We start from the raw sequence: 15190 nt of genomic DNA, 5'->3' as shown, positions 1-15190 counted from the left end.
CACAAGGGGACGGACGCGTCAGCGGCCGGACACGCCCTCACGTGGGCAGCGGACGCGTCAGCGGCCGGTGCCGGCGTAGACGACCGCTTCACCCGAAGCCGAATCCAGGCCGAAGGCGGTGTGCGCGGCACGGACGGCGGCGTCGACGTCCGCCAAGGACACCACGACCGAGATCCGGATCTCGGAGGTGGAGATCATGTGGATGTTGATGCCGGCGTCGGCGAGCGCGCGGAAGAAGGTGGCCGAGACGCCGGGGTGCGAGCGCATGCCGACGCCGATCACCGACACCTTGCCGATGCCGTCGTCGTAGAGGATCTCGGCGAATCCGATCTGTTCACGGGCGCCGTGCAGGGCGTCCAGCGCACGCACCTTGTCACTGCCGGGCAGCGTGAAGGTGATCGCGGTGTTGTCGTTGGCGATCGACTGGTTCTGCACGATCATGTCGATGTTGATGCCCGCGGCGGCGACGGCCGAGAACACCTCGGCGGCGGCACCGATCCGGTCGGGCACGCCCACCACCGTGATCTTGGACTCGCTCCGATCATGCGCCACCCCGGTGATCAGCGGTTGTTCCATCGCCGTGCCTTCCTTGTTCTCGATGTCCTTGACCCAGGTGCCGGGCTTGGTCGAGAACGACGACCGGACGTGCACCGGCACGTTCTCGCGGCGGGCGTACTCGACGCACCGCAGATGAAGAATCTTGGCGCCCTGCGCCGCCATCTCGAGCATCTCCTCGTAGGAGATCTCGGGGATCCGGGACGCCCCGGGCACGATCCGCGGATCGGCGGTGAAAACGCCGTCCACGTCGGAGTAGATCTCGCAGTAGTCGGCCTTCAGGGCGGCGGCCAGCGCCACCGCCGTGGTGTCGGAGGCCCCGCGTCCCAGCGTGGTGATGTCCTTGGAGGTCTGCGAAACCCCTTGAAAACCGGCAACGATGACGATGTCACCGTCGGAGAGCGCGGTCTGGATGCGGCCGGGGGTGATGTCGATGATCCGGGCGTCGCCGTGGGTGCCGGTGGTGATCACACCGGCCTGCGAACCGGTGAACGAGCGGGCCTCGAAGCCGAGATCGTTGATCGCCATGGCCAGCAACGCGGCACTCATCCGCTCACCGGCGGTGAGCAGCATGTCGAGCTCACGCGGACGCGGTTGCGGCGACACCTCGAGCGCCAGGTCCATCAGTTCGTCGGTGGTGTCACCCATGGCTGAGATCACCACGACCACTTCGGCCCCGCGGGACTTGGTGTCGACGATGCGCTGGGCCACCCGCTTGATGCTGTCGCCGTTCGCCACCGACGACCCACCGAACTTCTGCACGACCCGCAAGGCTTTGCCCTTCCTGGAGACCAACCTTCTCTACTTTGCCAGAACCCGCCGACCGCTCCGGCGAGCAGCCGCCCCTCGGTCGGCGTCCGTCATCATGTCCGGCGGCGCCGCGCGGGGTCGTGGCACGAGGGGACGGTTCTTTTCGTTCCAGTTCGCGGTACGAAGGGACGGTTCTTTTCGTTCCACGAGGCGTTGTGACCGGTAGCGTGGCGCCCATGACCGAACCGATCCGCTGGGGCATCGCTGGGCCCGGACGCATGGCTGCCGCCATCGTCCCCGAGTTCCACCGGGCCGACAACGCTGAGCTGGTGGCGGTCGGCTCACGCTCGGCCGAGCGCGCCGAGGTGTTCGCCACCGAGCACGGCATCCCTCGCTGGCACTCGTCCTACGAGGCGCTGGTGGAGGATCCCGCGGTGCAGGCGATCTACGTGGCCACACCGCATCCGCAGCACACCGACATCGCGCTGGCCGCCATCGCGGCGGGCAAGGCGGTGCTGGTCGAGAAGGCGTTCACCGCCACCGTCGCCGACACCGAACGCATCGCGGCGGCCGCCCGCCAGGCGGGCGTGTTCGCGATGGAGGCGATGTGGACCCGGTTCAACCCGGCGATCCGGCACGTCAGCGAGCTGATCGAGCGCGGCGAACTCGGTGAGATCCGCGGCTGCCAGGGCGACCTGACGGCATTTCGCGAATTCGACGCCGGGGACCGGCTCTTCGACCCGGCGAAGGGCGGCGGCGCCGTCCTCGACCTCGGGGTCTACGTGCTCTCGTTCGCACAACACTTCCTCGGCACCCCGGACGTCGTGCGCGCGGTCGGCGGCCGCTACCCCACCGGCGTCGAGGGCGAGTTCTCGGTGCTGCTCGGCTACGCCGACGGACGCTCAGCCACCCTCGCCGGCGCGTTCACCACCTACGGCCCGGGTCGGATGATGCTCACCGGCACGAAGGGCTGGATCGACGTCCACCCCCGGTTCCACCGGGCGGCGTCCGTCACGGTCTGGCGCGAGAAGACCCCGGAAACGCTGGAGTTCGACTCCGGCTACCGCTATGAGATCGAGCACGTCGGCGAATGCCTGGCCGCCGGGCTCACCGAGAGCCCGATCATGCCGCTGGACGACACGATCGCCGTCCAGCGGATCATGGCCGAGGTCCTCGAGCAGATCTGAACGTCAATCGATCCAGATTGGGCACCACTAGCGGTGCCCAATCTGGATCGATTGTTCTGACCACTTTTCGTGGAAGGTGCCCACACTGAGGGCGTGCCCCCTCGAACCCAGCTTTCCGCCTCACTACGCGAACTCGCCCAGGCGCAGGCCGGAGTATTGAGCCGCGGGCAACTAATCGGCCACGGGGTGCATCGCCGGGTCATCGTCCGTTTCCTTGCCGACGGCGTACTGGGGCGAGTGACGCCTGGCATCTACAGCTTTGGTCCGGGATCTGGGTGGCTCAGTCGCGCCTGGGCCGGCATTCTCCTGGGTGGCGAGGGAGCCGTTCTCGGGCATCAGGCCGCTGCCCACTTACTGGGTCTACGAAAGGCCGAGCCCGACGAGATAGCGGTCTTCGTCCGCGTGCCGCGAGCACCGAGACTCGGGTGGCGGTTCATCCGCGCAGTCCGCCGGTCGGCTGGCGATCCGCCCCGCACCACGATTGAGGAGACCGTGCTTGATCTATGCGCCGAGGCCGACGAGGACGAGATGGCGGCCTTGCTGGCGGACTCCCTCAGCCAGCGCAAGACCACCGCCAAACGATTGCTGAACGAACTGAACCAACGCCCGGTCCTGCACAACCGGGGCATGCTCCGCGAGATTCTTGGTGACGTATCGCAGGGTGCCCACTCGGCCCTGGAACGCCGGTACCTCGTGCAAGTGGAGCGCGCGCACCATCTGCCGACCGCCACTCGCCAGCAACACGCTCTGCGTGCGTACCGCAGCGACGCCTGGTACGAGGAGTACCGCCTGCTCGTCGAACTCGACAGCAAGCTCCATCACACGGGAGGTGCTGCCTTACGCGACATGAACCGAGACAACGACCACGCCCTGCTGGGCTTGACCACTCTGCGGTTCGGGTGGGCGGACGTAACCGGCATCGGCGCATGTCGCGCTGCCAGGCAGGTCGCGCAGTTTCTGATGACAAGCGGGTGGGAGGGGCCATTGCAGCCCTGCCCTCGCTGCCGGCTGGTTCCCGACTCGGAATCGATCAAGATCGGGCACCGCTAGCGGTGCCCGATCTTGATCGATTCGCCCGGGGGTTTGTCAGGTCAGAGCGGTGTGACGCTTGCGGGCGGTGTTGGTGACGTGCTCCAGGAAGTCGCCGGCGGCGACCGGGGCGCCGGGGGTGAGCCAGCCGGTGGGGACGTCGGCGACGGCGAGTTCGACGGGGGTGTCGACCAGGACCAGGGGCAGCGTGTGCATCACGGTGGACGGGTAGCTGACCATCAGGCGGCTGACCGGGCCGCGACGGACGGCGATCTCCAGCGGGACGTCGGGGCGCACCACTCGCAGACCGGTGCGGGCCTCGATGGTGGCCAGCTTGGCGTCGCTCTCCCGGCGGTGCGCGAAGTACCGGCCGGCGCCGAAGCGTTCGGTGACGGCCACCACGCCCGCCAGGTAGCGGTCGGCGTCCACCACACCCGTCTCGACCAACGAGGTGCCCACCACGTCGACGGTGTCGGTGACCACGGGCGGGCCGAACCGGCTCCGTGTCCAGGCGAAGGTGTTGGTGCTCTGCCGCGTCCCCGGCGGCACCTGCACCGGCATGGCGGTGAACACCTCGATGCTGCGGCCGTCACGCTTGGACGGCGTGAAGAAGTCCCGCGCGTGCTCCGACAGCAGGTCGATCACCACGTCGCGTCCGCCCTCGGCCAGATGCCACCGGCTCAGCCGGTCACCGCGGGTCAACTGCGTGATGAACGAGATGGTGGCCGTGCCGTCGTCGACGACAACGACCTCGCTCACATCGGCCAGCGGCAGCACCGCCTGGACGAAGCGGGAGAACGGGTCCCCCACGACCAGGCGCTCCGCCTTCGCCAGCTTGGGAAACAGCTCCCAGGCCACGGCGACGAGCGAAGCGGCCGACTTTCGCGGCTCGTACCAGGTCGCGGCCAGTCCGGCCTCCCGAGCCAGGTCGGCCACCGCCTCGAGCTGCAGCCGGGTGGTGACGTCGCGGGGCGGCAGCACCGCGAGCCGCGTCTGCCCCTCGGCGCCGTGCGCGAACGCCCATTCGACGACGTTGAGCAGCTGCGCCGGGCTCTCCACCAGGGCGAGCGTGGTGCGCTTGTGCTTGCCGTTCTTCTTGGCCATGACGGCCTCAGGCCACCCGTGCGACCTGATCGGCCACCACGCCGGCCACCCGGCGCAGCTTCCGCATCGCCGCGTACTCGCCTGCGTAGACCTTCTTGACCCCATCACCCAGCGACTCCGAGATCACCCGGACGTCACGCACCAGCCGGGTCAGCCCGGCCGGCTCCAGCGAGGCGGCCTGGTCGGAGCCCCACATGGTGCGGTCCAGGGTGATGTGCCGCTCCAGGAAGCAGGCACCCAGCGCGGCCGCCGCCACCGTGGTCTGCAGCCCGCGCTCGTGGCCCGAATAGCCGACCGGCACGTTCGGGTACTCAGCCATCAACGTGTTGATCATCCGCAGGTTGAGTTCGTCGTTCGCGGCCGGGTAGGTCGAGGTGGCGTGGCAGAGCACCACGTTGCCGCTGCCCAGCACCTCGACCGCGTGCCGGATCTGCGCCGGCGTCGACATGCCGGTGGACAGGATCGCGGTGCGTCCGGAGGCCCGGATCGCCCGCAGCAGCTCGTCGTCGGTCAGGCAGGCCGAGGCGATCTTGTGGGCGGGCACGTCGAAGCCGTCCAGGAAGTCGACGCTGGCCACGTCCCACGGCGAAGCGAACCAGTCGATGCCCTTGTCGCGGCAGTATTCGTCGATGATCCGGTACTCGTCGGCGCCGAACTCGATGCGGTGCCGGTAGTCGATGTAACGCATCCGGCCCCACGGGGTGTCACGCTCCACGTCCCACTGATCACGCGGGGTGCAGACGTCCGGCGTCCGCTTCTGGAACTTCACGGCGTCCGCGCCGGCGGCGATCGCGACGTCGACCAGGGCGAGCGCGGTGCTCACCTCACCGTTGTGGTTCAGGCCGATCTCGGCGGTGATGTAGACGGGGTGGCCGGGGCCGATACGGCGGTCGCCGATCAGCCGGTCGCGGGGGGAGATGGTGGTCATGATGCGAGGTCCTTTCCGAGGATCCAGGAAGCGATTTCACGAATGGCTCCGTGCCCTCCCGGCACGGAGGTGACCAGCCGGGCGCGTTCGCGCACGACCGGATGGGCGGAGGCGACCGCGATCGGCCACCCGACGACTGAGAAGCAACCGAGGTCGTTGACGTCGTTGCCGGCATAGAGGACGCGGGCCGGGTCGACGCCCTCGCGCGCGCACCAGTCGCGCAGCACGGTGGCCTTGTCGTCGACCCCGTGCAGCACCGGGACGCCGAGCTTGCGGGCCCGGGCACGCACCACGGGATTGGTCTCGCTGGAGAGGATCAGCACCGGCAGGCCGGAGCGGCGCAGTGCGGCGATGCCGAGCCCGTCACCGCGGTGTACCCGCACCTGTTCGCTGCCGTCGGACGCCACCAGCACCGCGTCGTCGGTCTGGGTGCCGTCGAAGTCGAGCACGACCGCGTCCAGGTCGGTGCGGTGCGGGGCGGACGCGTCGGCGTCCAGCACGGGGGCGAGCAGCCGGGATCGTTCCAGGTCGTCCGGCTCGTCGATCTCGAGGACGCGGGCCGGGTCGGTCTCGATCAGCACGGTACGGCCGAAGAATCGGTGCCTTGAGCGTCGGAAGCCGTCGGCACGCATCGCGTAGACGGCGCCCGTCTCCAGGAACTCCGGCGTCCGATCCTGCCGGCGCGGACGGGTGGCCTTGTCGTGGTTGACACCGACCGCGTCGCCCGCATCGTCGCGCTGCCACAGGAAGCCGTGGCTCGGTGCGGCGGTGAAGGCACTGTCGGCGCCGGCCTCGACGGCCGCCACGCAGTCGGCGATCTCGGAGGCGGTCAGGAACGGGCTGGTGCACTGCACCATCACCAGCACCTCGGCGTCCTGCCCGGTGCGGTTGCGATGTTCGTCCAGGGCGTGCAGCAGGACCGATTCGCTGGATGCCGCGTCGCCGGCCAACTCGTCCGGACGCCGGGTGACGGACGCGCCCGCAACGCTCGCCGCGTCGGCGATCCGGTCGTCGTCGGTGGACACCGTCACCGTGCCGACGCCGGAGGCGACCGCGGCGTGCACGGCACGAGCAACCAGCGGGACACCGCCGACCGATGCCACGTTCTTGCCGGGCACGCCCTTGGAGCCACCGCGGGCGGGAATCACCACGAGCACACTCACAGTCGCGCCAATCGCCGCAGGGTCGGCGCGACCGTGTACACGCCCTGCCGGTAGGCGGTGCGGGCCGCCCGTGACACCAGCGAGCGCACCGCCAGGGGCAGGTCGCTGGCCCGCTCGTCGTCGGTCTCCAACTCACGCCCGTAGGCGCTCAGCCCGTAGCGGCCCAGCAGGTCGGGCAGCATGGCGGCGGCGTTGTCCATCGTGTAGCCGGGCCGCAGCGGGGGCCGGACGTCATCCGCGGCGAGAGCGGCCACATGTTCCTGGGCTCGCTCGACGGCGTCGCTGGGGCCGATGCCGCGGTTCCGGGCCCACTCGGGGTCGACCCGCGGTGTCGCGCCGGCGTCCAGGTCGGAGAACGAGGCCAGGCAGCCGGAGCCGAGGAAGTAGTGGTTGCCGAGGCGTTCCTTGAGGCCGAAGTCGGTGAGGATCGCGGTCGGAATGCCCCGGTGCATGGCTTCGACGGCGGCGGTGGACGAGACCGTGACCAACAGGTCGGTGCGGTCCAGGACCTCGCCCATGTTGCCGTGCACCACGTGCAGGTTGGCCGGCTTCTCGACGCCGAGGCGGGGTCCGAGCAACTGGTACGGGTGATCTTCGCGATGGGTGGTGTGCTCACCGACCCGGGCGCGCACCTTGAGCAGCACTTCCCGCTCGGGATGCAGAGTGGCGTGCCGGATCAGCCGGCGGATGACGAACTCGCGGTCGGTCCGCGGCCCGGGCACGCCGGGTTGGGCGGCGAAAGTGACAGTGAACAGGGTGCCCGTCTCACGTGCCGAATCGGCCTGACCGAGGAACGGCAGCACGGTCGGCAGCACCACCGAAGGGTCCTGGCCGGCCCCGGCGAGCATGGTCCGGAACGACTCCGCGTCGGCCGGGCTGTTGGCCAGAATGACGTCCGAGCCGGCCCGGAGCAACAGACCCTCGACGTGCTTCTCGTACACGACGCCGACGTAACCGCTGATCACCACCGGACGCCGTCCGGGCGTGGTCCAGCGCCGCGCCAACCCGTGCAGCACCGCCTGCACCCCGCCGCCGGGAAGGGCCAGCACGATAACGTCGACGGCGTCGAGATCCTCCGACGCTACGAACCCGGGAATGCTCTCGACGATCGTCGGCTGCTGCTCCACTCCGCTGTCCGCGAGTTGCTGCGCCGAGGGGCCGCGCAGCGAATGGAGCAGCAGACCGACGGGAACGGACGCCGGGAAGAGTTGCCGGGCGGTCAGCAGACCCCACTTCCAGCGGCTGTCGGTATCGGCCAGCACAACGACCTTCATGGCCGCGACGCTAGGCAGCCCGATCGACGCAATGCCCAACGGCACGGGTCAGGTCGGTGAACAGGCGGTGGACTCCGCCCTTCGTGGCGACCAGGACGTCAGCCGTCGACCAGCAGCACCCGCAGGGTGCGGGGGCCGTGCACCCCCTCAACCCTGGACAGCTCGATGTCGCTGGTCGCGGACGGCCCGCTGATCCAGGTCAGCGGCTGCCGGGCATCGATGGACGGCCGCAACCGGGCGACCGCTTCGGGCACGTCGGCGACCACCTGCTCGGCGCGGATCACGCAGACATGCAGGTCGGGCACCAGTGAGAGCGCCCGGCGACCCTGGTCGGGGCCGTGATCGAGGACGATGGTGCCGGTCTCGGCGATTCCCACCCGGGACGCGGTGACCACCGCACCGGTGCCGTCCAGTTCGGCGTGGCTGAGCACCGGCTCGTCGGTGAGCACGCGGATTCCCCTCGCGGCGATCGCATCCCGCCAGTCCTGTGGTGCGCCGGACGGCACCACGGCTGAGGTCACCTCATGGTCACCCAGCGCGTCGGCGATCCGGGCGGCGACCTCGGCCGGCGTCACCCAGCTGACCTCCGCCCGGTAGTCCTCGACGCGTTCGACGAACAAGCCGAGGGTGTCGTCGGCGGCACCGGCCGGCCGCTGCCCGTACTCCCAGTCGATCGCGACGTCCTCCGCGGCGGGGACCGCCGGCACATCGGCGAGGGCGGCGCGGACCCGGCCCAGCACCGCGTCCCGGCTACTCATCGCGGCCGCCCTGATGCTCGGCGACCCACCAGTCGCGGAAGGTCTGGGTCGGCGGCTTGGGTAGATCCCGCGCGCCCGTCCACCCGGCCGCCGGTCCGGGCAGCGGGCCGATCACCTCGCCGGGCAGGACGCGTCCGGCCAGTTCGGAGCCCTTCTGCACCAGCGCGAGCCGGCGTCCGTCGCCCATCACCCAGCCACCGGCTTTCATGATCGTGCCCTCGACGCTGGGGCCGTGCGACTCGACCACCTGGTTGCGCAGATGCACCAGCACCTCGGGAATGTTGATCCGCACCGGGCAGACCTCGTAGCAGGCACCGCACAGCGAGGACGCGAACGGTAGCGAGGCGTCCACCGCGGACGCGGTGCCGCGCAACTGCGGAGTGAGAATGGCACCGATCGGGCCCGGATAGACCGAACCGTAGGCATGCCCGCCGACCCGCTCGTAGACCGGGCAGATGTTCAGGCAGGCCGAGCAGCGGATGCAGCGCAGCGCCTGACGTCCGACCTCGTCGGCGAGCACCTTGGTGCGGCCGTTGTCGAGCAGCACCACATGCACCTCCTGCGGGCCGTCGCCCTCGCGCACCCCCGACCACATCGAGGTGTAGGGGTTCATCCGTTCGGCGGTGGACGAGCGTGGCAGCAGTTGCAGGAAGACCTCCAGGTCGTCGAAGGTCGGCACCGTCTTCTCGATGCCGACGATCGAGATCAGCGTCTCGGGCAGGGTCAGGCACATCCGTCCGTTGCCCTCGGATTCGACCACCACCAGGGTTCCCGAGTCGGCGACGGCGAAGTTGGCGCCGGAGACGGCCACCTTGGCGCGCAGGAACTTCTCCCGCAGATGGACGCGGGCGGCGCCGGCCAGCATCGCCGGGTCGTCGGTCAGCCCGTCCGGCGGAGGTGTGCCGTAGCGGCCCATCTCTTCGGTGAAGATCTCGCGCACCTCGGAGCGGTTGCGGTGGATCGCCGGCACCAGGATGTGGCTGGGCCGGTCATGCCCGAGCTGGACGATGAGTTCGGCCAGGTCGGTCTCCCAGGCGGCGATGCCGGCCGCTTCGAGTGCCTCGTTGAGGTCGATCTCCTGAGTGGCCATCGACTTGACCTTGACCACCTCGTCGGCGCCCTTGGCCCGGGCCACGTCGATCACGATCTGGTTCGCCTCTGCGGCGTCGGACGCCCAGTGCACGATCGCGCCGTTGCGGGTCAGCGACTCCTCCAGTTGCAGCAGGTAGTCGTCGAGGTGGCGCAGGGTGCGGTTCTTGATCGCCTCCCCGGCCCGCCGCAGCTGCTCCCAGTGCGGCAGCTCGGCCACCACGTTGGCCCGCTTCTCGCGGATCGTGGTGGTGGCGTGCCGCAGGTTCTTGCGCAGCTGGGTGTTGCGCAGTTCCTTGGCTGCGTTCTTGGGGAACTTCGGCATGTCCTGCAGGTCGCCGGGCGGCGGCGCGGGGGTGCGACGGACGGCGCTCATCGCGAACCTCCCTGCTGCGGAGCGGTGGCACCGGCGGCGACCAGGGCGTCCTCGGTGCTGGCCAGGATCTCGGCGAGATGGATCGGTGTGACGCCGGCCCGCATCCGGCTGAGCAGTCCGCCGATGTGCATCAGGCAGGAGTTGTCGCCGGTCACCACGTATTCGGCGCCGGTGTCGAGGACGGCTCGCACCTTGTCGGTGCCCATCGCCACCGACACGTCGGAGTTCTTCAGCGAGAAGGTGCCGCCGAAGCCGCAGCACTGCTGGGCGTTGGGCAACTCCACCAGGGTGAGTCCACGGACCGCCGACAGCAGCCGGTAGGGGCGATCGCCGACCTTCGTCACCCGTAGTGAATGACAGGTCGGATGGTAGGTGACGCGGTGCGGGAAGTAGGCGCCGACGTCCGTGACGCCAAGCACGTCCACCAGGAACTCGCTCAGGTCGTAGGTCTTCGCCACGATCGCCTCGACCCGGCGCTGCAGGCCCGGGTCGCCATGCCGGTGGGCGAGCATCGGGTGCTGGTCGCGCACCGAACCGACGCATGAGCCGGACGGCCCGACCACGTAGTCGTAGCGCTCGAAGGTGTCCACGAAGTTCCGCACCGACGGCATCGCCTCACGGAAGTACCCGGTGTTGGTGAACATCTGTCCGCAACAGGTCTGCTGCAGCGGAAAGTCCACCCGGCAGCCGAGCCGCTCCAGCAGTCGGACCACCGCCTTGGGCGTCTCCGGGAACATCGTGTCGTTGATGCAGGTGGCGAACAGCGCGACGGTGCTGGTCGGGACGTTCATGGCCCTCCTCCGCGGGTGCCCCGGGGCCGCGCCGATCACGTCCCCGAAAGCCGCTCAACTGCTAGTCAAAGCCCAAAACCCGACGCTCGCAAGCGATTCCCCCTTTTCGATGCGTTAGAGCATTTCCGCAATTTGAACGTCGCGATAAGCGCTCGGTGATCCGCGCATCCCACCGCCGGTCGAGCTCTGTCGGCCTCACCACCGGTGATCGAGCTTGTCGAGATCCTGCGGACGGGGTCCGAGTCTCGACAAGCTCGACCAGCGGGGGTCGGGTCTCGACCAACGGCTCGGGTCAGCGCAGGAAGGCTCCGGTCACCCCGGAATCGACCGGGACGTGCAGGCCCGTGGTGTGCGAGAACTCGTCGGTGCACAGCACGAACGCGACAGCTGCGACATGTTCGGGCAGCACCTCGCGCTTGAGCAGGCTGCGCTGCGCGTAGTAGGCGCCCAGTTCCTCCTCGGGCACCCCGTAGGTGGCGGCCCGGTTGGCGGCCCAGGCGCCGGCGAAGATTCCGCTGTCGCGGACGACGGCGTCCGGGTTGATGCCGTTGACCTTGATGCCGTGCTGGCCGAGTTCGGCGGCCAGCAGCCGCACCTGGTGGGACTGGTCGGCCTTCGCTGACGAGTAGGCGATGTTGTTCGGCCCGGCGAACACCGAGTTCTTCGAGCTGATGTAGAGGATGTCGCCGCCCAACCCCTGCTCGACCAGCACTTTCGCCGCCGCCCGGGAGACCAGGAACGAGCCCTTGGCGAGCACGTCGTGTTCGGTGTCCCAGTCGGTCTCGGTGGTCTCCAGCAGCGGCTTCGACACCGCCAGGCCGGCGTTGTTGACCACGATGTCCAGCCCGCCGAAGGCGAGCACGGTGGCGTCGATCGCGGACCGCACCTGGTCGGCGTCGCGGACGTCGCAGCCCAGCCCGAGCGCCACGTCGGCGTTGCCGATCTCGGACGCCACCTGCCGCGCCCTGTCGACGTCCAGATCGGCGAGAACCACGCAGGCACCCTCGGCGGCGAACCGTCGGGCGATCGCGCTGCCGATGCCGCCGGCGCCGCCGGTGATCAGGGCCACCTTGGCCGCCAGCGGCTTCGGCTTGGGCAGCCGTTGCAGCTTGGCCTCCTCCAGCACCCAGTACTCGATCCGGAACTTCTCCCGCTCGGGCACCGGGTCATAGGTCGACAGCGCCTCGGCGCCGCGCATCACGTTGATGGTGTTGGTGTAGAACGCGCCGGCCACCCGCGCGGTCTGGGCGTTGATGCCGTAGGAGAACATGCCGACCCCGGGAATCAGGATGATCAGCGGGTCGGCGCCGCGAATCGCCGGGCTGTCGGAGTCGGCGTTGCGTCGGTAATAGCCGGCATAGTCGTCGCGGTAGGCGGCATGCAGTTCGTGTAGCCGTTCGATGGTCTGCTCCAGCGGCGCGGTCGGCGGCAGGTCGAGCAGCATCGGCTTGACCTTGGTGCGCAGGAAGTGGTCGGGGCACGAGGTGCCCAGTTCGGCCAGCGCCGGCGCCTTCTGAGAGGCCAGGAAGTCGAGCACGACGTCGGTGTCGGTGAAATGCCCGACCATCCGCCGGTCCTGCGAGGCGATCGCCCGCAGGGTGGGTGCCAGGGCCAGCGCGCGGGCGCGACGGTCGGCGTCCGGAAGCGCGGTGAAACCCTCCCGCGCAGCACCGAACGGGTCGGGCTTCCCGTGGGCGGCGATGTAGTCGTCGATGGTGCGGATGATCCACAGCGAGTTCGCCTCGCATTCCTGTGAGGTCTGCCCCCAGGCGGTGATGCCGTGGCCACCGAGAATGCAGCCGACGACGTCCGGGTTGTCATTGGCGATGGCGGCGATGTCGAGGCCGAGTTGGAAACCCGGACGCCGCCACGGCACCCACAGCACCTTGTCACCGAAGATCTGCCGGGTGAGTTCCTCACCGTCGGCGGCGGTGGCGATGGCGAGCCCGGCGTCGGGGTGCAGATGGTCGACGTGCGGGGCGTCGACGAAGCCGTGCATCGTGGTGTCGATGGACGGCGCCGCGCCACCCTTGCCGTGCAGGCAGTACTCGAAGGCGGCGACCATCTCGTCCTCGCGCTCGACACCCGGGTAGACGCCGGTCAGCGCCCGCATCCGGTCAAGCCGCAGCACCGCAAGCCCGGACGGCGCCAGCGTGCCCAGATCGCCGCCGGAGCCCTTCACCCACAACAACTCGACCGGACCGCCGGTGGCCGGGTCGATCGCCGTCCCCTTCGCCGAGGTGTTACCCCCGCCGTAGTTGGTGGTGCGGGGGTCGGCGCCCAGGCTGTGCGATCGGGCGATCAGCTGCTCGACAGCGGGGTTGGTCACGGCGGAATCGGTCATCGTTGGCCACGCTCCTCTCGGATTCGCCATGAATACCACAGCCGTGGAGGCCCACCCGGCTGCGTTCCCACTTGTCGGGGTGCCGTCGCCGGATCGCGGTGGCGACCCTGCAAGGTGTCCGACCGACCTGGCAGGCTGTCCCCAAGGAATCGCTGATCCATCGTCGGTCGAGCTTGTCGAGACCTCTGAGGCAAGGGGTTTCGACAAGCTCAACCAGCGGTGGTTGCGTTTGATCAGCGTTCCCTCAAGCACCGCCGACGTTGAGGTGCGACACGTGTTCGAAGGAGAACCATGACCGATCTGCCGTTCCAGAACCCCCGGCTCAGTGTCGACGAGCGGGTGGAGGACCTGCTCCCCCGGCTCAGCCTGGAAGAGAAGGCGGGCCAGGTCACCCAGTACTTCTACTTCGGCACCTTCGCCCAGGACCTGGCCGACGACGGCTCGGCCGAGGCGCACCAGTTCCTGGAGTCGCCGCGCAAGGTCGAGGCGGCGCTGGCCGAGGGTGGTGCCGGCTCGCTGCTGTTCGTCCGCGATCCGGCGACGGCGAACCGGCTGCAGCGGATGGCGATCGAGGGCAGCCGGTTCGGCATTCCGGTGCTGTTCGGCTACGACGTGATCCACGGCTTCCGGACCATCTTCCCGGTGCCGATCGGCCAGGCCGCGTCGTGGGATCCGGAGGTGATCGCCGCGGGTGAGGCGGTCGCGGCCCGCGAGGCCCGCGCGGTCGGCATCCACTGGGCGTTCGCGCCGATGGTCGACATCGCCCGCGATCCGCGCTGGGGCCGGATCGTCGAGGGCGCCGGCGAAGATCCGGTGCTGGGGGGCGTGGTGGCGGCGGCCCATGTCCGCGGGTTCCAGGGCGATTTGGGGCCGGAGTCGATCCTGTCCGGTCCGAAGCATTTCGCCGGCTACGGCGCGGCCCGCGGCGGTCGCGACTACGAGGATTCCGAGATCTCCGATTCGGAGTTGTGGAACGTCTACCTGCCGCCGTTCCGGGCCACCGTCGAGGCCGGTGCCGCGAACATCATGAGCGCCTACATGGACCTCAACGGCGTGCCCGCCTCCGGCAACCGCTGGCTGCTGACCGAGGTGCTGCGGGGCGAGTTCGGCTTCGACGGCTTCGTGGTGTCGGACGCCGGCGCCGTCCGCTCCCTGGTCACCCAGCATTTCGCCAAGGATCTGACCGATGCCGCTGCCCGCGCCATGAACGCCGGACTCGATCTCGAGATGACCATGGAAGACCCCGCCTTCGCCCATCTTCCGGACGCCGTGGCCGCCGGCCTGGTCGGCGAACAGGCGATCGACGAGGCGGTGCGACGCATCCTGCGAGCCAAGTTCCAGCTCGGCCTGTTCGAGAACCCGTACGCCGACGAGGACCGCAGCGCGGTGATCTTGAATGCTCCCGAGCATCGCGAGGTGGCCCGGACGGCTGCGGAACGCGCCGCGGTGCTGTTGAAGAACGTCGGCAACGCGCTGCCGCTGGCGGCCGATACCGGTTCGATCGCCGTGATCGGCCAGCTCGCCGACTCGCCCCGGGACACCCTCGGCCCTTGGGCGTTCGACTACGACACGACCGAGACCACCACCATTCTGGACGGCATCCGCGCCCGCGCCACCGGCGAGGTCACCTTCGCCCCGGGCGCCGGCATTCCCGAACGGCTCTACCCGTCGATGTTCGACAACATGGATTCGGTGGTCGCCCGGACGGCTCTCGACCATGACGACGACGCCGAGATCGCGCTGGCCGTCGAGCTCGCCTCGATCAGCGATGTGGCTGTGGTGGTGGTCGGCGAACGGCAGAACCAGATCGGCGAGAAGGCGTCCAACGACACCCTGGAACTG

12 protein-coding genes are annotated in these 15190 nt (G+C 69.4%); 3 read left to right on the top strand and 9 right to left on the bottom strand.

The genetic code is table 11. The features are described 5' to 3' along the window. Nucleotides 1-57: 57 nt before the first annotated feature. The gene (locus tag Q0066_RS06435) at nucleotides 58-1326 is read right to left on the bottom strand and encodes an aspartate kinase (RefSeq protein WP_298131255.1); all 1269 of its coding nucleotides are present in this window, start codon (nucleotides 1324-1326) and stop codon (nucleotides 58-60) included. A gap of 215 nt (nucleotides 1327-1541) precedes the next feature. Here Q0066_RS06435 and Q0066_RS06430 point away from each other — a divergent pair, with 215 nt between their 5' ends. Then, nucleotides 1542-2492 carry a Gfo/Idh/MocA family oxidoreductase gene (locus Q0066_RS06430; RefSeq protein WP_298131252.1) on the top strand — a complete coding sequence of 317 codons (951 nt, stop codon included), beginning with the start codon at nucleotides 1542-1544 and terminating at the stop codon, nucleotides 2490-2492. 93 nt (nucleotides 2493-2585) lie between these two features. After that, complete coding sequence (locus Q0066_RS06425) at nucleotides 2586-3542, top strand: type IV toxin-antitoxin system AbiEi family antitoxin domain-containing protein (RefSeq protein WP_298131251.1); 957 nt, start codon at nucleotides 2586-2588, stop codon at nucleotides 3540-3542. A gap of 36 nt (nucleotides 3543-3578) precedes the next feature. Here Q0066_RS06425 and Q0066_RS06420 read toward each other — a convergent pair whose 3' ends face one another. The 8 genes from Q0066_RS06420 to Q0066_RS06385 all read right to left on the bottom strand — a co-directional run bounded on the left by Q0066_RS06420 (nucleotide 3579) and on the right by Q0066_RS06385 (nucleotide 13348). Next, nucleotides 3579-4625: a hypothetical protein gene (locus tag Q0066_RS06420; protein WP_298131249.1), complete on the bottom strand. Its 1047-nt coding sequence runs from the start codon at nucleotides 4623-4625 to the stop codon at nucleotides 3579-3581. Between the two features lie 7 nt (nucleotides 4626-4632). Further along, nucleotides 4633-5553, bottom strand: a complete 921-nt coding sequence (locus Q0066_RS06415; RefSeq protein WP_298131248.1) for an N-acetylneuraminate synthase family protein — start codon at nucleotides 5551-5553, stop codon at nucleotides 4633-4635. After that, nucleotides 5550-6716, bottom strand: coding sequence for an acylneuraminate cytidylyltransferase (locus Q0066_RS06410; protein WP_298131246.1), 1167 nt, complete (start codon nucleotides 6714-6716; stop codon nucleotides 5550-5552). Before Q0066_RS06410 ends, Q0066_RS06415 begins: the two co-directional genes overlap by 4 nt. Then, nucleotides 6713-7990, bottom strand: coding sequence for a DUF6716 putative glycosyltransferase (locus Q0066_RS06405; protein ID WP_298131244.1), 1278 nt, complete (start codon nucleotides 7988-7990; stop codon nucleotides 6713-6715). Before Q0066_RS06405 ends, Q0066_RS06410 begins: the two co-directional genes overlap by 4 nt. 98 nt (nucleotides 7991-8088) lie before the next feature. After that, entirely contained in the window at nucleotides 8089-8748 is a 660-nt protein-coding gene (locus Q0066_RS06400; protein WP_298131242.1) for a lactate utilization protein C, read from the bottom strand. After that, nucleotides 8741-10213: a LutB/LldF family L-lactate oxidation iron-sulfur protein gene (locus Q0066_RS06395; protein WP_298131219.1), complete on the bottom strand. Its 1473-nt coding sequence runs from the start codon at nucleotides 10211-10213 to the stop codon at nucleotides 8741-8743. Before Q0066_RS06395 ends, Q0066_RS06400 begins: the two co-directional genes overlap by 8 nt. Beyond that, on the bottom strand, nucleotides 10210-11004 hold the full coding sequence (locus Q0066_RS06390; protein WP_298131217.1) for a (Fe-S)-binding protein: 795 nt from the start codon (nucleotides 11002-11004) through the stop codon (nucleotides 10210-10212). Before Q0066_RS06390 ends, Q0066_RS06395 begins: the two co-directional genes overlap by 4 nt. 292 nt (nucleotides 11005-11296) lie before the next feature. After that, entirely contained in the window at nucleotides 11297-13348 is a 2052-nt protein-coding gene (locus Q0066_RS06385) for a bifunctional aldolase/short-chain dehydrogenase (protein WP_298131215.1), read from the bottom strand. A gap of 291 nt (nucleotides 13349-13639) precedes the next feature. Between Q0066_RS06385 and Q0066_RS06380 the strand changes: the two genes are divergently transcribed. Continuing rightward, the coding region (locus Q0066_RS06380) for a glycoside hydrolase family 3 N-terminal domain-containing protein (protein ID WP_298131213.1) at nucleotides 13640-15190 on the top strand (1551 nt) is incomplete at its 3' end.

The sequence above is a fragment of the Micropruina sp. genome (genome assembly GCF_027492755.1).
GTDB lineage: Bacteria > Actinomycetota > Actinomycetes > Propionibacteriales > Propionibacteriaceae > Micropruina.
Note: the sequence above shows the minus strand (reverse complement) of the source record. Positions and strands in the feature narration are given on the sequence as shown.